The following is a 17,865-nucleotide window of genomic DNA, read 5'->3' on the forward strand; positions in this document are numbered from 1 at the left end:
AATCCACTACCTGCGCCGGATCGAGGACGCCGACCGGCTCAAGGAGCTGTTCGGCACCGCCTCGAAGCTGGTGGTCGTCGGCGGCGGCTGGATCGGCCTCGAAGCGACCGCCGCCGCGCGCCAGGCCGGGGTGGAGGTCACCGTGGTCGAGGCGCTCGAACTGCCGCTGATCACCGCGCTCGGCCGCGACGTCGCCCCGGTGTTCGCCGACCTGCACCGCGCACACGGCGTCGACCTGCGGCTCGGCGTCCAGGTCGAGCACATCGCCAACGGCGGCCAGGGCAAGCGGATCCGCCTCGGCGACGGCAGCCTCCTTGAGGCGGACGCCGTCCTGGCCGGGATCGGCGCGAAGCCGAACGACGAACTGGCCGAGGCGGCCGGCCTCCGCGTCGGCAACGGCGTGGTGACCGACGCGAGCCTGCGCACGAGCGACCCGGACATCTTCGCCGTCGGCGACATCGCGAACGCCTACCACCCGTTCCTCGGCAAGCACCTGCGCGTCGAGCACTGGGCGAACGCGCTCAACCAGCCCGCCGTGGCCGCGGCCGGGATGCTCGGCGAGGAGGAGTCGTACGACGAGCTGCCGTACTTCTTCACCGACCAGTACGACTTGGGCATGGAATACCTGGGCGTCATCGAGGGCCACGACCGCGTCGTGTTCCGCGGCGACGTGCCCGGGCGCGAGTTCATCGCCTTCTGGCTCAAGGAAAACCGCGTCCTGGCCGGGATGAACGTCAACGTCTGGGACGTCACGGACCCGATCAAGGCGCTCATCCGCTCGGGCAAGGCGGTGGACCCGGAGCGGCTGGCCGACCCCGGGGTCCCGCTGGAGGACCTCGCCTGATCTCCCGCCGGCGGGCCGTTCCGGAGGGGCTTCCGGGGCAGCCCGTCACGCTTTTCCGCCGGCGGGGACTCCGCCTGCCACGTCGTGCGAACCTCGTTCGGCCCGAGGTTCCTCGCCGACAGCGGCGAACTCACGTCTTACGTACTGCGCCTGGCCGGATAGTCCCGGGGCAGCAACCCCTCCAGGGCCAGCGCCAGAAACCGCCGCCAGTCCCCGCTTCCCGTGCGGACCACCGACGACAGGCAGCCGACCAGCAGATACACGTCCCCCGCCGTGCAATCCGCGCGGAGCACCCCCGCCGCCTGGTCGGCCTCGATCGCTTGCGTCACCACGATTTCCAGCTCCGCCAGCGCGTCGCCGCGCGGCTCGCTCCCCGCCGACCCCCGCGCCGCCTCGATGGCGGACGACAGCGCCCGGTCCCCGGACAGCACCTCGCCGACGTGCCGCAGGTAGCGTTCGACGCCGGATTTCCCGTCGAGGCACCGCTTTCGCGCGTACTGCGCGATCTCGNGCGATCTCGTGGAACCGCTGCTCCGCCAGCGCTTCCACGAGCGCCCGCCGGTCCGGGAAGTTCCGGTACACCGTCCCGACGCCCACCCCGGCGGCCCGCGCGATCTCCGGCAACTGGACGTCGTCCTGCTCGGCGAGCAGCGCGCGGGCCGCTTCGAGCACCCGCACCCGGTTGCGTTCCGCGTCCGCCCTCGGCCTGCGCTCCGTTGACAACCGACACCCTCCTCCGGTTAATCTGGAAACGGACTCCGTTTCCGATATGTTCGAGAGGATACCCCATGACGAAGGACCGCTTCCTCCTGCTGCAGCCCGGCGAGGCGCGCCCGGGCCGGGTGCCGCTGCCGCCCGCGTTCGCGGTGAAGGCGATGACGGGCGACACCGAGACCCGGTTCTCGCTGCTGGAGGTGACACTGGCGCGCGACATCCCGCGCCACGTCCACCACGAGGCCGACGAATGCATTTACGTCCTCGAAGGCGAACTGGGCATCGACTTCGCGGACGAAAGCCATGTGGCGGCGAAGGGGACGTTCGTGTTGCTGCCGCACGGGGTCCCGCATGCGCTGCGGGCGGTTTCGGATCCGGCGCCGCGGCTGTTGCAGATCTCCTCGCCGGGCGGGTGGGAGCACTATCTGGAGGATCTGTTCGAGGCTGGTCCGGCGGTGCTGACCGACGGCGCGGTGGACCCGGTGAAGATCAATCCGGTGGCGGCTCGGTACTCGATCACCTATGCGGAGAGCTGATTCCCGGCCAGTGCCGCACACCGGCCCGCCAGGTCGGCCACACCCGCGCCGAAGCCCGTGACCAGGTCTGCCGCTACCGGAGCAACCGTGTCCAGCGCTCACCGGCGGGACCGCGATCACCGCACTGCGGGCCCTCCGGTCGCGCCGCCGCGACCGGTCTTCGCCGCTCCCGTCGGCGAGTTCTGCCCCGGACTTCAGCCCTGCCAGCGACCAGGACGTCCTCGCCCTGGCGCCCAGATGATCAGCCGAACGCCGACAAAAGCCAGAACATCAGCGCAGCGACCCCCGCCGCGGCCGGGAACGTCAACACCCAGCCCAGCACGATGTCACGGGCAATCCCCCACCGCACCGCCGAAAGCCGCCTCGTCGCACCGACACCCATCACCGCCGCCGTGATCACGTGCGTGGTCGAAATCGGGGCCTTCACGGCAAAAGCCGTCAAGTACAGCACCGAAGCCCCGACCGACTCCGCGACGAACCCGTGCGGCGGGTCGAGCGGGAAGACCCGGCGGCCGAGCGTCCGCATGATGCGCATGCCGCCCGAGCAGGTGCCGAGCGACAGCGCTCCGGCGCACACCAGCGTCACCCACAGGGGCACCGAGAACGTGTCCTGTTTCCCCGCCGCGATCAGCGCCAGGACGAGCACGCCCATCCCCTTCTGCGCGTCCTGCAAGCCGTGTCCGAGCGCCAGTGCCGAGGCCGAGACGATCTGCAGCCGCCGGAACACCCGGCCGCTGCGGTGCGGGTTCGCCCGGCGCAGCAGCCACAGCACCGCGACCATCGCCGCATAGCCGAGCACGAGCCCGAGCAGCGGCGACGCGACCATCGGCACCAGCACTTTCTCGACGATGCCCGTCCAGTGCACCGTGCTCGCCGCGGCCAGCGCGGCCCCGACCATGCCGCCGATCAGCGAATGCGACGACGAGGACGGCAGCCCGAAATACCAGGTCACGAGGTTCCACGCGATCGCGCCGACCAGCGCGGCGAGCACCACGGTCAACGCGCCCGGGCCGGGCGGGACGTCGATGATTCCTTTCGCGACGGTCGCGGCGATCCCGGTCGACAGCAGCGCTCCGGCCAGGTTCATCACCGCGGCCAGCACGAGCGCGGTGCGCAGCGGGAGCGCCCTGGTCGAAACCGCGCTGGCGATCGCGTTGGCCGCGTCGTGGAAGCCGTTGGTGTAGTCGAAGAAGACCGTCAGCACCACGACGGCGACCAGCGCGGCGGTGCTGTCCACTCAGGACTCCTTGACCGCGATGGTCTGCACCACGTCCGCGACGTGCTCGAAGCCGTCGGCCGCCAGTTCGAACTGTTCGACGACCTCCTTCGCCTTGAGCACCTCAAGCGCGTCGGCTCCCGGCTGGAAGAGGTCGGCGAGCATCCGCCGGTAGGTGTGGTCCGCCTCGTTCTCCAGCGCGTTGATCTCGATCCAGTACGGCGACAGCTCGCCGACCTTCGAAAGCCCCGGCATGGATTCCGCGGTCAGCTCCGCCGCGCGGCACAGCACCCGCAGCATCCCGTCCGTGCCCGGCGGGAACTTGTCGAGCCGGTACAGCACCGCGAGGTCCGCGGCAGTGTCCACAAAGTCCAGTACGTCGTCGATCCGGGCGGCCAGCGCCTGGATGTCCTCGCGGTCGAACGGCGTGACGAAGGTGCTGTTCAGCTCGACCATGATGGTGTGGGTCAGGTCGTCGCCGGCGTGTTCGACCTCGTGCAGCCGGGCCGCGATCGCCTCCCGGTCCGGGGGCGGAGCCTCGGTGAGGTCCCGCAGGAGCGCGGTGGCGGTGACGAGGTTCGCGGCCGCGTCCGCGAGCAGCTGGAAGAACTGGCTTCCGCGAGGTTTTATGCGCATCGGAGCAAAAGCTACCCGGTAACCTCCTCGCGCACACCGGGGCGGTGTGCCGCGCGCCCGGATCGGGTACCCGGCGGGCAGCAGGGAGGAAGGAGCGCCGATGCGTCCGGTCTGGCAGGGTGCGCTGTCGTTCGGGCTGGTCAACGTCCCGGTGCGGATGTACAAAGCGGTCGAGGACCACGCCGTGCGCTTCACGCAGTTCCAGCGCGGGACGCGGGACCGCATCCGCTACCGGCGGGTCAACGAGCGGACCGGCGACGAGGTGCCCTACGACGAGATCGTCCGCGGCCGGGAGGTCGGCGACGACGAGTACGTGCTGGTCGAGCAGGAGGAACTCGACGAGATCGCGCCGGGGCGGTCGAGGTCGCTCGAGGTGGAGAGCTTCGTGGACCTCGACGAAGTCGACCCGGTGTACTTCGACCGCGCTTACTGGCTCGCGCCCGCCAAGGAGGAGGCGCAGCGCCCGTACGTGCTGCTGCTCGACGCACTGTCCGGCCGGGACAAAGCGGCCGTCGCGAAGTTCGTCTTCCACGGCCGCGAACACCTGGCGCTCGCCCGGGCCGGCGACGGAGTGATCGTGCTCAACACGCTCCATTACGCCGCCGAGGTGCGCAGCGCGGACGACGTTCCGCAGCTGCCCGCCAAGGCCAAGACCAACCGGAAGGAACTGGACCTCGCGGTCAAGCTGATCGACGCGATGACCGAGCCGTGGAAACCGGAGGAGTTCCGCGACACCTACCGCGAGCGGGTGGAGGAACTGATCGAGGCCAAGCGGGCGGGGAACACCGTCACGCCCGCCGCCGAGCCGGAGCAGCCGACGAAGGTGGTCGACCTGATGGAGGCGCTGGCCAAGAGCGTGCGCGGCAGCCGCAAGCCGCGCACCCCGGATCTGTCCGGATTGTCCAAGACCGAGCTGCGGAAACTCGCGAAGGAACGCGACGTCAAGGGGCGTTCGAAGATGTCCCGCGCCGATCTGGAGGCCGCGCTGAAGGCTTCCTGACCAGCCAGAGGTCCGCGAGGGGAACCTGGCCGCCGAGTCCCCAGGCCGGAAACGCAAGCCGCGTCGATCCACCCCCTGCTGTCCACAGGAGACATCAGAGTCGCCGAAATGCCCGATTGACGGCCAGATGACCGTGTCTTCCGCGCTCCAGCTCCGACGTCGCCTTCGGCCTGGACGGACCTCTCAGTGCAGCGCCCGCGCCAGCTGCGGAATCCGCCCGCCGGCCAGCAGCACATCCACCTGACGCGGCGACAACTGGTGCTTCGCCCGGTACTCCTCGTCCCGGGTCAGATTCCGCACCGCGAACTCCCCCGGCTCAGCCAGCCGTTGCAGCCCGGACACCGACAACACGTCGTCGCGCCGGATCTTCTCGCTGTCCTCCGGCTCGGCGAATTCCAGCGGCAGCACCCCGAAGTTGACCAGGTTCTGCCAGTGGATCCGGGCGAACGACCGGGCCAGCACCACGCGCAAACCCAGGTACCGCGCGGTGATCGCGGCGTGTTCGCGGGACGAGCCCTGGCCGTAGTTCTCCCCCGCCACCACGAAATGCGCCGGGCTGCCCGCCGCGCGCTCCGGGTAGTCCTCGTCGATCCGGGTGAAGGTGAACTCGGCCAGCTTCGGGATGTTCGAGCGGTAGGGCAGCGCGCGGGCCCCGGCGGGCGAGATTTCGTCGGTCGACACGTCGTCCCCGGCTTTCAGCAGGACCGGGCCCTCGATCTCGTCCGGCAGCGGGTCGAAATCCGGCAGCCCGGCGACGTTCGGGCCCTTCACCAGCTCCTCCCGCAGAGCCTCCGCCTCGGGCAGCGGCGCGGCGAAGACGCGCGGGTCGGCCGCCGAACGGGCCGGTCCGGCGACGCGCGGGTGCGCGAGGTGGTGGGCGGTGGCGTAGTCGCGCGGATCGGTCAGCACGCCGGTGAGCGCCGACACTGCCGCGGTCTCCGGCGAGCACAGCCAGACCGAGTCGTCGGCGGTGCCGGACCGGCCGGGGAAGTTCCGCGGGAAGGTGCGCAGCGAGTTCGTGCCGGGCGCGGGAGCCTGGCCCATCCCGATGCAGCCGAGGCAGCCAGCCTGGTGCACCCGGGCCCCGGCCGCGACGAGGTCGGTGAGGTATCCGCTGCGAGCCAGTTCGACCAGGATCTGCCGCGAGGCCGGGTTGACGTCGAAGCTCACCGAATCGGCCGTCTGCCTGCCCCGGACGGTGGCCGCGGCGACCGCGAAGTCCCGGAACCCGGGGTTGGCGGACGAACCGATCACGACCTGCCCCACCGGCGTCCCCGACACCTCGCGCATCGGTGCCACGTTGCCCGGCGAAGACGGCTTCGCCACCAACGGCTCCACAGTGGACAGATCGATCTCGTCTTCGATGTCGTAGGAGGCGTCGCGTCCGGCGCGCAGGTCGCGGAAGTCGTGTTCGCGCCCCTCCGCCCGCAGGAACGCGCGGATCGCTTCGTCGGCCGGGAACACCGTCGCGGTCGCGCCCAGTTCAGCGCCCATGTTGGCGATCACGTGCCGGTCCATCGCGCTCAGGCAGGCCAGCCCCGGGCCGTGGTACTCGATGATCCGGTGCCGTCCGCCGCTCACGCCGTGGCGCCGCAGCATCTCCAGCACGACGTCCTTCGCCGACACCCACGGCGGCAGCTCGCCGCCAAGCCGGACGCCCCAGATCTCCGGCATCCGCAGATAGAGCGGCTCTCCGGCAATGGCCAGCGCCACTTCGAGGCCGCCGACGCCGATCGCGAGCATGCCCAGTGCGCCTGCCGCGCAGGTGTGCGAATCGGACCCGGCGAGGCTCTTGCCGGGCACGCCGAACCGCTCCATGTGCGTCGGGTGCGAAACGCCGTTGCCCGGTTTGGAGAACCACAGCCCGAACCGGCGGCACGCCGACCGCAGATACGCGTGGTCCTCGGCGTTCTTCTCGTCGGCCTGCAGCAGGTTGTGGTCGACGTACTGGACGCTCAGCTCGGTCCGCGCGCGATCGAGCCCGAGCGCCTCAAGCTCCTGCATCACGAGCGTGCCCGTGGCGTCCTGGGTCAGCGTCTGATCGACCCGCAGGCCGATTTCGGTCCCTGGTTCGAGCCGTCCGGCGACCAGGTGCTCGGCCAGCAGCCGTCCGGCGAGAGTCTGTTCGCGTCCCACTCGCGAACGGGTACCCGTTTCCGGCGCGGCGAACCACGATGTTTCCGCGTGCGCAGCGCGGGCAATCCGGGGACCGAGAACGGCGGAAGGAGACTGGGATGCCGCAGCAGGCTTGGAGTTCGAAACGCGAACGGCAGTACCAGCACATCGAGCAGGCGCAGGAAGAGCGCGGCGCGAGCGAAAAGCTCGCAAAGGAGATCGCCGCCCGCACGGTGAACAAGAACCGGGCGCAATCGGGTGAATCGGACCGCGCGAGCAAGACCTCGGTACGGGACAAATCGCCGCAGCAGCGCGGCGGGCACCGCTCCGGCAAGCGGCTCGGCCCCGGCGGCCCGACGCGCGACCAGCTGTACAACGAGGCCAAGCAGCGCAATATCCACGGCCGGTCCACGATGACCAAGAAGGAACTGGCGAAGGCGCTCGGCCGGGACTGATCGAGAATCACGGCCCGCTCACCGCGGCGCTGGTGTCGCGAGGAGGCCCGGTCGAGCGGCTGCGACTTCCCCGCGCTTCTGCACGACGGGCGCGGGGATGTGGCCGCTCGGACCCGTCGACGGCGGACCGGCCACCCGCCGCGGCTATGTCGATAACTCCCTGGTCCTCGCCCGCGAAGGGGAATCTGCCGACGGTCCCGTGCGCATGCTCGGCCTCATGCCGCCGCGCGACGGAGCGGCCGATCTCGTCCGGATCGTCGAAGGCATGCACGGACTTGCCTGCGGCCGAGGTTCGACCTGGCGGCACTCTCGCCACGCCAGCGATTTCGCTGCCGGAACAGCGCGACGCCACCTTCACCCCCGCGAGCACTCGCCGGCACCGGCTATCCGCCGAGTTGAAAGCCTGCGCGAATGACTCATCCGCGCAGCGGCTGGTGATCCGGCTGGCCTTCAGGCCCGTTCGGGAACATGCCGCGGGCGTCCAGCAGGATCGGGATCGTCACCACCGCGCGGCACGACGTGTAGCGCCTCCGGCCCCCGGGTAGCCGAGGAGGACTCAACGCACGGGAGGACTTGTCATGACCGAGACCGTCGGCGACTACCTGCTTTCGCGGCTGCGTGACTGGGGCGTGGAACAGGTGTTCGCGTATCCCGGGGACGGGATCAACGGTCTCGTCGCCGCCTTCGGCAAAGCGGACGACCAGCCGCGCTTCGTCCAGGCCAGGCACGAGGAAATGGCCGCCTTCTCCGCGGTCGGCTACGCGAAGTTCAGCGGGGCGGTCGGCGTGTGCATGGCGACATCCGGGCCTGGCGCGATCCATCTGCTGAACGGGCTCTACGACGCGAAACTCGACCACGTCCCGGTCGTCGCGATCGTCGGGCAGACCGCGCGCACCGCGATGGGCGGCAGCTACCAGCAGGAGGTCGAACTCCAGGCGCTGTACCGGGATGTCGCGAACGAGTACTGCATCGAGGTGAACGTCGCCGAGCAGCTGCCCAACGCGCTCGACCGCGCGTTCCGGGTCGCGCAGGCGTCCCGCACGCCGACCGCGCTGATCGTCCCGGCGGATCTGCAGGAAGAGCCGTACGAGCCGCCGCGGCACGCGTTCAAGCAGATGCCGTCGAGCCCGCCCGGGACCGCGTGGCCGAATCCGGTGCCGCCCGAACCCGCCATCACCGAGGCGGCCGAGGTGCTCAACGCCGGGGAGAAGGTCGCGATCCTCGTCGGGCAAGGCGCGCGCGGCGCGGCCGGCGAGCTGCGCCAGGTCGCCGACCTCACCGGGGCCGGAGTGGCGAAAGCGTTGCTGGGCAAGGATGTTCTCCCCGACGACCTGCCGTACGTGACCGGCGCGATCGGCCTGCTCGGCACCCGGCCGAGCTACGAGATGATGCGCGACTGCGACACGCTGCTGATCGTCGGGTCCAATTTCCCGTACAGCCAGTTCCTGCCGGAGTACGGCCAGGCCCGCGCGGTGCAGATCGACATCGACGGCCGGTTCATCGGCATGCGCTACCCCACCGAGGTCAACCTCGTCGGCGACGCCGCCGCGACCCTGCGCGCGCTGCTGCCGAAGCTGAACCGGGCCGAAAACCGTTCGTGGCGCGAGAACATCGAGAAGAACGTCGCCGGCTGGTGGACCACAATGGACCAGCAGGCCGAGGTCGACGCGAAACCGGTCAACCCGATGCGGATCGTGCACGAGCTGTCGAAGCAGATCCCGGGCGACGCGATGGTCACCGCCGATTCCGGCTCGTCGACCAACTGGTACGCGCGCAATCTCCGGATCCGCGAAGGCATCCGGAGCACGCTGTCCGGCACGCTCGCGACGATGGGTCCCGCCGTGCCGTATGCGATCGGCGCCAAGTTCGCGCATCCCGACCGGCCGGCGATCGCGCTGGTCGGCGACGGCGCGATGCAGATGAACGGGATGGCCGAGCTGATCACCATCGCCCGCTACCGGGGATTGTGGACCGATCCGCGGTGCGTCGTCTGCGTGTTCCACAACAACGACCTCAACCAGGTCACGTGGGAGCTGCGCGCGATGGGCGGCGCGNCGCCATGCAGATGAACGGGCTGGCCGAGCTGATCACCATCGCCCGCTACCAGCACCTGTGGAGCGAGCGGACCTGCGTGGTCTGCGTGTTCCACAACAACGACCTCAACCAGGTCACGTGGGAGCTGCGCGCGATGGGCGGCGCGCCGAAGTTCGAGGAATCGCAGTCGCTGCCGGACGTCGACTACGCCGGGTTCGCCCGCAGCGTCGGCCTCGACGGCGTCAACGTCGACGATCCGGGCGATCTCGCTTCGGCCTGGCGGACCGCGTTCGCCGCGGACCGGCCGACGGTGCTGGACGTGCGCTGTGACGCGGAGGTCCCGCCGATTCCGCCGCACGCGACGTTCGAGCAGATGAAATCGGTGACCGAGTCGGTGCTCAAGGGCGATCCCGAAGCGTTCCACCTGATGTTCCAGGGCGCGAAGACGAAGCTGCAGGAGTTCCTGCCCGGACGGTCGCGGTAGCCGTCGCCGCCCCGCACACCGAACGGGATCGACGCGCGCTGCCCGGTGCCGGCTGGCGGCGCGCTCTCCCGGGACTCCACCGCGCTCGTCGTGGCCAGGGCGGGGTCGCGGGAAAGCCGGTGTCGGATCCGCCCGCGTGCTGGACGGCCGTGGACCCGACCCCCAAACCGCTGAAGGTCCGTGAAGGTTAGCCGCCCGGAACCGTTTCGCCGCCCAGCGCGGCCAGCACCTCGCCGCTGTAGTACGAAGACAGCCGATTCGACGCGAGGAAGACATACGACGGCGCGAGATCGTCCGGATGCGCCGCCCGCCGCATGGGCGCCTGCAAGCCGAACTTCTCCACCTTCTCCGGCGGGAACGTCGACGGGATCAGCGGCGTCCACACCGGACCCGGCGCGACGCAGTTCACCCGGATCCCGCGATCCGCCAAGGCCTGCGCCATCGCGTACGTCCACGCGTGGATCGCGCCCTTCGTCGCCGAGTAATCGATGAGGCTCTTGTTGCCGCGCAAGCCGTTCACCGAACCGGTGTTGATGATGACGTCCCCATCGCCCAGATGCGGCAGCGCGGCGGCGGTCACCCGGAAGTAGCTGTGCAGATTCACGTCGAACGTGTGCATCCACTGCTCTTCGGTCAGGTCCTCGGGACGGTCGACCGGCCATTGCGTCGCCGCGTTGTTCACCAGGATGTCGAGTCCGTCCAGTTCGGACAGAGTGCGCTCGACGATGTCCCGGCACTGCTTCGCCCCGGCGAGATCACCGGGCAGCAGCACGCATTCCCGGCCCTCCGCGCGCACGCGGTCCGCGGTGTACTCGGCGTCCTCGTGCTCGTCGAGGTAGGAGATCGCGACGTCCGCGCCTTCCTTCGCGAAGGCGATCGCCACCGCGCGGCCGATGCCGGAATCACCGCCGGTGATCAGCGCGCGTTGTCCGGCCAGCAGGCCGCGGCCCTCGTAGCCGGTCATCGAATCGCGCGGCCGCGGGTCCATGGCCGCGGTGGTGCCCGGCGGGTCCTGCTGCTGCGGAGGTCGGATGCGGTCGGCCACGGGAATCCTCCCCGGAAAGTCGGTTCTGTTCCGTTCCGGCTACCCGCTGGGCCGCGGTTCAATCACGGCAAGAACCGCGCGACCGTCCCCTTGCGACGGTCGCGCGGCCTCTAGCCCCCTGCTCCGCTCTGCGGATGCGCGGCGGTTACCCCGATCCGCGTCCGGCAAACCCGGGGACGGTCAGTAATCCTGCGACAGCGCCTCGGCCAGCACTCCGGCCTCCGGATTGGGCAGGGCGCGCGCGACGACGCCGATCAGGTCGCGGCCGTCGATCACCGGCAGGCACCGCACCTGATGCTGCGACTGGTCTGCAGGATCTCGGCGACGTCGTCCGTCACCAGTTCGCCGTGCGCCAGCTCGCCGGCCTGCACCGCGCGGGTCCTTGCCCTCGGCGATCACCTTCACCACGACGTCACGGTCGGTCAGCATCCCCCTTGAGCCGGTTGTCCTCGCCGCGGACCGGCAGCGCTCCCAGCTGTTCGCGCGCCATCGTCCGCGCGGTGCCGTGCCCGGTGTCCGACTCGCGCACGCACCCAGCGGCCGGCGTCATCAAGTCGCGGGCAGTGGTCATGAGACTGTCTCTTTTCTCCCGGCTGACCGCGTTCCCGGCCGTTGCGCCCCCCCGGACGGTTTCTCCTCCGCCCGCCCGGGTAACCGGAGGCGCGTGGAAGGAGCCGACATGCCAGAACCGTTCCCGTCCGACCCGGTCCGCGCGGAGGGCCCGCCGCTGGTCGCGGCAGGCCGGTCCGGCGCACCCCGGCTGATCGTGCTCGACCCGGCGGGCGCGGCCAAACACGACGGCCTTCCCGCCACCTGGCGGCCGCTCGCCGAGGACCACGAGATCCTCTGGTACCGGATCCCGGTCGAGGGCGCGTGGCGCGAAACCGCGGAAACCCTTGCCGCGCCGGAGCGCAGCGACCTCGTCACGAGCGGACCGCTCGCTGCCGACGCGCTGCAGCTGGCCGCCGAGCATCCAGGGTCGCTGCGGTCCGTTCTTCTCGTCGACCCGGCCGCCGAGGGTGTGATCAGTCCCGGTGACGCCGCCGTCGCCGACGAAGCCTGGCTGGTCCAGCACGACGCCGAGATCGCCGCGTTGCGCGAGTCCGGCGTCGAAGTCGAAGTACTGGCGCACAGTCGCGACGACCCGGACGACCAGGTGCCGAGCCCGCTGCCGCTGGGCCACGGCTGGGTCGTCGACGCGCTCCGCGAAACCCTCGCCAAGCTGGAAGCGCGCTGACCGGTTTCGCCGCCCACCTGCCGGGTACGCCTCGAAGAAGGAAGGGAGGAAGCCGTGCTGGAGGAAATGAACCGGACGCCCGCGCACGAGAAGTCCGCCGCGGACCTCGCCGCCGATCTGAGCGCTTCGCTCAAACGCCTGCTCCACGACGAACTCCGCTTGGCCATGGCCGAACTCCAGGCGAAGGGGAAGCGCTTCGGCATCGGGGCGGGGCTCGTCGGGTTCGCCGGCGTGCTGGCGCTCCTGGGCGGCGCGACCCTGATCGCCGCGGCCGTGCTCGCCTTGGCGCTCGTCGTGCCCGGCTGGCTGTCCGCGCTGCTCGTCGGAGGCGCGCTGCTGCTGGTCGCGGGCCTCGCCGCGCTGGCCGGCGGCAAGGAAGCGAGCCGCGCCGGGCCGGTGGTGCCGGAGGAATCGGTCGAACGGGTCCGCGAGGACGTCGAGACGATGAAGCAGGTGCGGTCATGACGGAACGCGAGGTCGAGCGGGCCCGGGCGGACCGGGACGTCACCCGCGAGGAACTGGCCGAAACGCTGGACGCGCTGAGCCACAAGCTGGACGTCCGCACGCGGGCAGGCGAGAAGGTCGACGCGACGATCGACCAAGCCGCCGAACAGGTCGAGAAGACCGTCTCGGCGCCAGCCGCGGAGAAGGTCCGCGCTGGTGCGCAGGCGGTCCGGAGCAACCCGCTCCCGCTGTTCGCGGCGGTCTTCGGCGGGGTGGTCGTGCTCCGCTTTGTGATCCGCCGCCGGCACGCGCACCGGAAGCAGGGTGACGCGGGCTGACCGACCGGGAACAGCGTGCGCTGAACGAAATCGAACGCGATTTGTCCGCCGCGGATCCGTGGCTCAGCGCCAAGCTGGCCCGCGGATCCGGGCGGTGCCGTCCCGCGCTGGAGGTGCTGGCGATCGTCACCGGCGCAGTGCTGATCGCCACCGGGCGTTCGACTCGCGGCCGGGCATGATCGTGGCCGGGGTGGTCGCGCTCGCCGTGCTCTTGGGCGGGCCGTTCGCGGTGCGGCACGGGAAAGGCGGCACCCGGTAACCCTCGTTGGCCGGATCACTGTCAGGAAACCGTCAACGACCGCCTCGTGAGCGCCGCCCGGGGGCCAGCCTGAGCGGGTGACCGCAACTTTGTCCCGCCCGGAAACGCCGCGGGCCGCCGATCGGCACCGGCTTTCCGTCCTCGGCGGCCTCGCCGCACTGTCCCTCGACGCGATGGCGTCGGTCGCCTACGGACCCGAGACGATCGTGCTCGTCCTGGCCGTCGCCGGCGGGACGGGGCTCGGCTTCACCCTCCCGGTGACGCTGGCGATCGCCGTCTTGCTCGCCGTCCTGACCCTGTCGTATCGGCAGGTCATCGCCGCGTTTCCGGACGGCGGCGGGGCCTACGGCGTCAGCCGCGCTCATCTCGGCCGCCGCGCGTCGCTCGTTGCCGCGGCGTCGCTGATCGTCGACTACGTGCTGAACGTCGCGGTGTCGTCCGCCGCCGGGGTCGCCGCGCTGACCTCGGCGGTTCCCTCGTTGCTGCCGTACAAGCTGTGGCTTTGCCTCGGCGTGCTCGCGCTGATCACCGGCATCAACCTCCGCGGCATCGCCGAGAGCGCGCGTGCCTTCATCGTGCCGACCGCGGTGTTCGTCGGGTCGATTCTCCTCGTCGTCGTGGTCGGTCTCTTTCGCAGCACTCCGGCCGCGACTGTCGCGAGCGGACATCTCCAGACGCTCCAGTCGGTCGGCGTCCTGTTGCTGCTCAAAGCTTTCGCGAACGGCTGCGCGGCACTGACCGGCGTCGAAGCGATCGCCAACGCCGTCCCGTCCTTCCGCGAACCGCGGGTACGCCGAGCCCAGCGAGCGGAGGTCGCGCTCGGCGGGCTGCTCGCGGTGATGCTGCTCGGGATCGCCGTGCTGATCGGGAAGTTCTCGATCCGCCCCGTTGACGGCGTGACAGTGCTGTCGCAGGTGACCGCCGCGTCGCTCGGGAACGGTTTCGGGTACTGCTTAGTGCAATTCTCCACTGTCGTCCTGCTGGCGCTCGCGGCGAACACGTCCTTCGGCGGGCTGCCGGTGCTGGCGCACTTGCTCGCGAAACACAACAATCTGCCGCACGTTTTCGCTCTGCGCGCCGAACGCCAGGTGTACCGCTACGGCGTCGGTTTCCTCGCGATCGCTTCGGCTTTGCTGCTGCTCCTCGCGAATGGCGACATGAACACTCTGGTGCCGTTGTTCGCGATCGGAGTGTTCGTCGGTTTCACCTTGTCGCAAACCGGAATGGTGCGACATTGGTTCCGTTCGCGCCCGCGCGGCTGGCGCGGAAAAGCCGCGCTCAACGGCTTCGGCGCGCTGCTCACCGGACTCGCCGCGATCGTGGTCACGGCGACGAAGTCCGGCGAAGGCGACTGGCTGATCGTGATCACGCTGCCGGTGCTCGTGCTGCTGATGGAATGGGTCCACCGCGGCTACCGCCGCATCGGACTCGGGCCTGTCCCGCCCCCCGCCGGTCGCTGGTGGTCGTCCCGGCTGACCCGCGACGCGCTCGCCGCCGCGCTTTCGCTCGGCGACCGCGTCGAGGCTGTCCACGTGACACATCCCGGGGAAGAAGCGTCCGCGCGCGAGTTCGTCGAAGCGTGGGAACGGTGGCATCCGGACGTCACGCTGGTCCAGCTGCACGACGAACGCCGCCGCCTCGGCGAGCCGATCGCGGAACACCTCCGGCGGCACGAGGGCCGCCGCGTTTTCGTCCTGGTCGCCGAGGTCGAACCGGAACACGTCGGGCAGCGCGTCCTGCGCAACCGCCGCGGCGCGGTGCTGGACCGGGCGCTGCGCCGCCGGTCCGACGCCGTCGTCTGCCGGACGCGATTCCGGATCAGCGCTTAGCCAAGCCCATTTCGTCCCGTTTTCCCGGACACCCGGTCCACCGGATCCGCTGCCGTGTTTGCCCGATAGTACTTTCGGCCGATGCCCGCAGGGCGAAAACCCGCCGAAAGGCGTGGGCCATTCCGGGGTTCTTTCCCGCGCCCCGGTTTCCGCGCCCAAGATCGTCTTAGGGTTGGGCGCACTTCGTGATCTTGAAACCGGAATGAGGGGCCCATGCGAAAACGGACCAGGATTCTCGGCAGAACGCTCGCCGCGGCGGGCACCCTCGCGGCGCTGACGATGGCCACGGCCGTCCCGGCGACCGCGGCGCCGCAGGCGAAAGCGGCTGAGCCGACGTCGGTCGAACAGGACGTCGCGCAGCTGTACCAGGACGTCGAGGATCTCTACAACGGGCTGCCCGCGAACGCGCTGCGCGGCGTCGACCCGCTGTTCGACTCGCCGGTCAAGCGGCCGGGCCAGCAGGCGCACGCCGCGCAGGGCCCGATCCCGGGCTGCACCGAGGGGTCGCTGCTGACGTACGCGAACAAGCTCGCTTCCTCGCTGACCCCGACCGAGGACCAGGCGCTCAGCGCGCTGAGCGCGATCGGCCAGCTCTACACCCAAGCGGTCGCCAACGACAAGACGCCGCAGGTCTTCGGCACAGACGGCCAGTACACGCCGCGCGCCGGCGCGACGATCGACAAGCTGCGCGGGTTCTGGGACATCGAGAGCTGGAACATCCAGCTGGTGGCCTGGAAGGGCACCGACCTGGGCAGCCAGGAACGCACCACGCAGACGTTCAAGCTCGGCCTCGACCCGAAGCGGGCGGCGGAGGCGGGCGCGCTCGCGACCAAGGTGCTCTACGAGGTCCCGGCGCTGCAGGGCGGCCGCCACCCGCTGCTGACCCTGAACGCGTTCTCCGCCCCGGCCGACAGCCTCGGCGGCAAGCGCATCATGCTCGGGGACGGCCTGCTCGACGTGGTCAACCACCTCGGCTTCGACGACGTGTCGGTGGAAGCGGTCGTCGGCCACGAGTACGGCCACCAGGTCGACTTCGCGCACGACAACTACCCGCGCGACGAATCCGGCGAGATGGGCCCGGACGCCTACGGCGGCTACTTCGGAGCGCACGCCAAGGGCGAGGCCTGGAACGCCCGCGCCCAGCAGGAGGTCACCTACCTCGACGCCTCCATCGGCGACTGCTACCACAGCCACGGCACCCCCGACCAGCGCAAGGCCGCCGGCGCGTGGGGCGAGAAGCAGGCCGTGAGCCAGAACAACCCGAACCGGATCATCCCGTCCGCGAAGATGATCGAGAAGTTCCAGAAGGAATACCCGAAGCTGATGCCGCCCGCCACGGCGGCACTGGCCGCGGCGCACTGAGCACCGCACTCGGGCCCCGTCTTTTCGGAGACGGGGCCCGTTCGCGTGCTCAGGTGGCGATGGTGGCCAGCGGGTCCAGGCCGTACGTGCGGGCGTAGCCGTTCTCGGTGCCCACCAGCAGGTCGACGATCTCGAAATACCGGTCCCAGAACGGGGTTTCGCGCAGGGCGTCGATCAGGAGCTGGTAGGCGTGGTGGTCGTCGGCCTCCCAGACCCAGACGTCGGTGACGCGCGCGGAGTAGAACTCGGTGTCGTAGAACCGGGACCGGACGCCGGCGGTTTTCGCCTCGATCGCCGGGACGACCTGGGCGGCGAACGCGTCCGCCCGTTCCTCCGGGGTCAGCGCCAGCCATTCCGGAGTGGTCTTGACCAGCAGGAACGCGGTGACCGGCGGGTTATCGATGGGCATTGCGGATCCTCACGGGTCAGGCGCCGAAGGCGGGCTTGAGGGTTTCGGCGCACCACTGTTCGAACGTGGTCGGAGACGCGGTTTCGGCGGTGCGCGCGACCCCGGCGTCGAGACCGTTGTCCTTGGCGTGCTTCATGTCCGCGACGGCGTGGGCGAAGGTTTCGTTGAGCCCGTAGCCGATGAGCGTGGTGCGCAGGTCGTCCAGAGACTCGCGCTCGTAGCGGACCGGACGGCCCAGCTGCTCGGTCATGACGCGGGCCAAGTCGTTGGGCGACAAGTCTTCCGGCCCCAGAACCGGAACGTCGGCGAAGCCGGTCCAAGACCGGTCCCGCACCAGCCCAGCGGCGACCGCGGCGATGTCCGCGACGGCGACGAGCGGGGCCGTGCGATCCGGGTCCAGGACGTCGGCATAGACCCCCTTCTCCCGGATCGAATCGACCTCTTCCAGCAGATTCTCGAAGAAGGACGGGTTGGCCAGCGCCCGGTACGCGACACCGGTGCCCGCGATGAGCTCGTCCATCGCGAGCGACGCGGTCACGAGCCCCGCCTGGTCGGCGACCGCGGTTCCGCGCCCGAGCGCCGAGACGCCGACGACATGCCCGACCCCGTGTGCGACAAGCGCTTTCGCCGCCGGGCCGGTGAAACCGCTCCACCCGTCCGCCGGAGTCCGCGACGAATCCGGTGGCACGACCCAGAAAACGGCGTCCGCGCCCGCGAAAGCCCGGTCGACCGCTTCAGGGTCGCCGTGCGAACCGACGACGACCTCGACGCGCTCCCGCACCGAGTCCGGCAGCCGGGCGGGGTCGCGGACGATCACCCGCAGATCCTCGCCCGCGTCGACCAGCCGGCCCAGCACCCGGCTGCCGATGTTTCCGGTAGGGGCAGTGATGACGATCATGCAAAACCTC

17 protein-coding genes and 4 pseudogenes are annotated in these 17,865 nt (G+C 70.4%); 12 read left to right on the forward strand and 9 right to left on the reverse strand.

The window, feature by feature from the left end; all coding sequences use genetic code 11:
• Window positions 1-844, forward strand: an 844-nt coding sequence (locus A4R44_RS23060; RefSeq protein WP_232791729.1) for an NAD(P)/FAD-dependent oxidoreductase, incomplete at its 5' end; no start/stop codon positions are given.
• Window positions 845-981: 137 nt separating this feature from the next.
• Here the strand turns inward: A4R44_RS23060 and A4R44_RS50635 are convergent.
• Both A4R44_RS50635 and A4R44_RS52520 read right to left on the reverse strand, forming a co-directional pair.
• Entirely contained in the window at window positions 982-1,275 is a 294-nt protein-coding gene (locus tag A4R44_RS50635) for a hypothetical protein (protein WP_232791744.1), read from the reverse strand.
• A 166-nt stretch (window positions 1,276-1,441) separates the two neighbouring features.
• Window positions 1,442-1,522: pseudogene (locus tag A4R44_RS52520) on the reverse strand (TetR/AcrR family transcriptional regulator); the annotation flags it as partial.
• Window positions 1,523-1,632: 110 nt separating this feature from the next.
• On the opposite strand from A4R44_RS52520, the gene A4R44_RS23070 reads away from it, so the two are divergent.
• The gene (locus A4R44_RS23070; protein WP_067584297.1) at window positions 1,633-2,094 is read left to right on the forward strand and encodes a cupin domain-containing protein; all 462 of its coding nucleotides are present in this window, start codon (window positions 1,633-1,635) and stop codon (window positions 2,092-2,094) included.
• A 241-nt stretch (window positions 2,095-2,335) separates the two neighbouring features.
• On the opposite strand, the gene A4R44_RS23075 is transcribed toward A4R44_RS23070, so the two are convergent.
• Entirely contained in the window at window positions 2,336-3,331 is a 996-nt protein-coding gene (locus A4R44_RS23075) for an inorganic phosphate transporter (RefSeq protein WP_067584300.1), read from the reverse strand.
• A complete protein-coding gene (locus A4R44_RS23080; protein ID WP_067584303.1) occupies window positions 3,332-3,946 on the reverse strand; it encodes a DUF47 domain-containing protein in 615 nt (204 codons plus the stop codon).
• A 100-nt stretch (window positions 3,947-4,046) separates the two neighbouring features.
• On the opposite strand from A4R44_RS23080, the gene A4R44_RS23085 reads away from it, so the two are divergent.
• Complete coding sequence (locus A4R44_RS23085; protein ID WP_067584306.1) at window positions 4,047-4,946, forward strand: Ku protein; 900 nt, start codon at window positions 4,047-4,049, stop codon at window positions 4,944-4,946.
• 183 nt (window positions 4,947-5,129) lie between these two features.
• Here the strand turns inward: A4R44_RS23085 and A4R44_RS23090 are convergent, their stop codons facing one another.
• Window positions 5,130-7,082, reverse strand: coding sequence for an aconitate hydratase (locus A4R44_RS23090; RefSeq protein ID WP_067584309.1), 1,953 nt, complete (start codon window positions 7,080-7,082; stop codon window positions 5,130-5,132).
• Window positions 7,083-7,180: 98 nt separating this feature from the next.
• On the opposite strand from A4R44_RS23090, the gene A4R44_RS23095 reads away from it, so the two are divergent.
• From A4R44_RS23095 to A4R44_RS51795, 3 genes and pseudogenes are all read left to right on the forward strand, one after another.
• On the forward strand, window positions 7,181-7,516 hold the full coding sequence (locus tag A4R44_RS23095; RefSeq protein ID WP_067584312.1) for a plasmid stabilization protein: 336 nt from the start codon (window positions 7,181-7,183) through the stop codon (window positions 7,514-7,516).
• A gap of 578 nt (window positions 7,517-8,094) precedes the next feature.
• Window positions 8,095-9,558: pseudogene (locus A4R44_RS23105) on the forward strand (thiamine pyrophosphate-requiring protein); the annotation flags it as partial.
• 14 nt (window positions 9,559-9,572) lie between these two features.
• Window positions 9,573-10,034: pseudogene (locus A4R44_RS51795) on the forward strand (thiamine pyrophosphate-dependent enzyme); the annotation flags it as partial.
• A 187-nt stretch (window positions 10,035-10,221) separates the two neighbouring features.
• Here A4R44_RS51795 and A4R44_RS23115 read toward each other — a convergent pair.
• Window positions 10,222-11,079: an SDR family oxidoreductase gene (locus A4R44_RS23115; RefSeq protein WP_232791730.1), complete on the reverse strand. Its 858-nt coding sequence runs from the start codon at window positions 11,077-11,079 to the stop codon at window positions 10,222-10,224.
• Between the two features lie 180 nt (window positions 11,080-11,259).
• Window positions 11,260-11,650 (reverse strand): annotated as a pseudogene (locus tag A4R44_RS23120) (CBS domain-containing protein).
• A 108-nt stretch (window positions 11,651-11,758) separates the two neighbouring features.
• Here A4R44_RS23120 and A4R44_RS23125 point away from each other — a divergent pair.
• From A4R44_RS23125 to A4R44_RS23145, 6 genes are all read left to right on the forward strand, one after another.
• A complete protein-coding gene (locus A4R44_RS23125; protein WP_067584321.1) occupies window positions 11,759-12,316 on the forward strand; it encodes a hypothetical protein in 558 nt (185 codons plus the stop codon).
• A gap of 54 nt (window positions 12,317-12,370) precedes the next feature.
• Complete coding sequence (locus A4R44_RS23130) at window positions 12,371-12,781, forward strand: phage holin family protein (protein ID WP_067584323.1); 411 nt, start codon at window positions 12,371-12,373, stop codon at window positions 12,779-12,781.
• A complete protein-coding gene (locus A4R44_RS23135; RefSeq protein WP_067584326.1) occupies window positions 12,778-13,098 on the forward strand; it encodes a DUF3618 domain-containing protein in 321 nt (106 codons plus the stop codon). The genes A4R44_RS23130 and A4R44_RS23135 overlap by 4 nt, the downstream gene beginning before the upstream one ends.
• A 41-nt stretch (window positions 13,099-13,139) precedes the next feature.
• Entirely contained in the window at window positions 13,140-13,277 is a 138-nt protein-coding gene (locus A4R44_RS46105; protein WP_232791731.1) for a hypothetical protein, read from the forward strand.
• A 157-nt stretch (window positions 13,278-13,434) separates the two neighbouring features.
• The gene (locus A4R44_RS23140; RefSeq protein WP_067584329.1) at window positions 13,435-15,186 is read left to right on the forward strand and encodes an APC family permease; all 1,752 of its coding nucleotides are present in this window, start codon (window positions 13,435-13,437) and stop codon (window positions 15,184-15,186) included.
• A 213-nt stretch (window positions 15,187-15,399) separates the two neighbouring features.
• Window positions 15,400-16,548: a M48 family metalloprotease gene (locus tag A4R44_RS23145; RefSeq protein WP_067584332.1), complete on the forward strand. Its 1,149-nt coding sequence runs from the start codon at window positions 15,400-15,402 to the stop codon at window positions 16,546-16,548.
• Between the two features lie 49 nt (window positions 16,549-16,597).
• On the opposite strand, the gene A4R44_RS23150 is transcribed toward A4R44_RS23145, so the two are convergent.
• Window positions 16,598-16,957 carry a darcynin family protein gene (locus A4R44_RS23150; RefSeq protein WP_067584335.1) on the reverse strand — a complete coding sequence of 120 codons (360 nt, stop codon included), beginning with the start codon at window positions 16,955-16,957 and terminating at the stop codon, window positions 16,598-16,600.
• Window positions 16,958-16,973: 16 nt separating this feature from the next.
• Window positions 16,974-17,855 carry an NAD(P)H-binding protein gene (locus A4R44_RS23155; protein WP_067584338.1) on the reverse strand — a complete coding sequence of 294 codons (882 nt, stop codon included), beginning with the start codon at window positions 17,853-17,855 and terminating at the stop codon, window positions 16,974-16,976.
• Between the last annotated feature and the right edge of the window lie 10 nt (window positions 17,856-17,865).

Source organism: Amycolatopsis sp. M39 (genome assembly GCF_001651785.1).
GTDB lineage: Bacteria > Actinomycetota > Actinomycetes > Mycobacteriales > Pseudonocardiaceae > Amycolatopsis > Amycolatopsis rubida.

What these genes read in the sequence shown, in the direction of transcription:
- A4R44_RS23070 (WP_067584297.1), top strand. Translation starts at nt 1,633, where the DNA reads ATGACGAAGGACCGCTTCCTCCTGCTGCAGCCCGGCGAGGCGCGCCCG.
- A4R44_RS23080 (WP_067584303.1), bottom strand. Translation starts at nt 3,946, where the DNA reads ATGCGCATAAAACCTCGCGGAAGCCAGTTCTTCCAGCTGCTCGCGGAC.
- A4R44_RS23085 (WP_067584306.1), top strand. Translation starts at nt 4,047, where the DNA reads ATGCGTCCGGTCTGGCAGGGTGCGCTGTCGTTCGGGCTGGTCAACGTC.
- A4R44_RS23095 (WP_067584312.1), top strand. Translation starts at nt 7,181, where the DNA reads ATGCCGCAGCAGGCTTGGAGTTCGAAACGCGAACGGCAGTACCAGCAC.
- A4R44_RS23125 (WP_067584321.1), top strand. Translation starts at nt 11,759, where the DNA reads ATGCCAGAACCGTTCCCGTCCGACCCGGTCCGCGCGGAGGGCCCGCCG.
- A4R44_RS23135 (WP_067584326.1), top strand. Translation starts at nt 12,778, where the DNA reads ATGACGGAACGCGAGGTCGAGCGGGCCCGGGCGGACCGGGACGTCACC.
- A4R44_RS23145 (WP_067584332.1), top strand. Translation starts at nt 15,400, where the DNA reads ATGCGAAAACGGACCAGGATTCTCGGCAGAACGCTCGCCGCGGCGGGC.
- A4R44_RS23150 (WP_067584335.1), bottom strand. Translation starts at nt 16,957, where the DNA reads ATGCCCATCGATAACCCGCCGGTCACCGCGTTCCTGCTGGTCAAGACC.
- A4R44_RS23155 (WP_067584338.1), bottom strand. Translation starts at nt 17,855, where the DNA reads ATGATCGTCATCACTGCCCCTACCGGAAACATCGGCAGCCGGGTGCTG.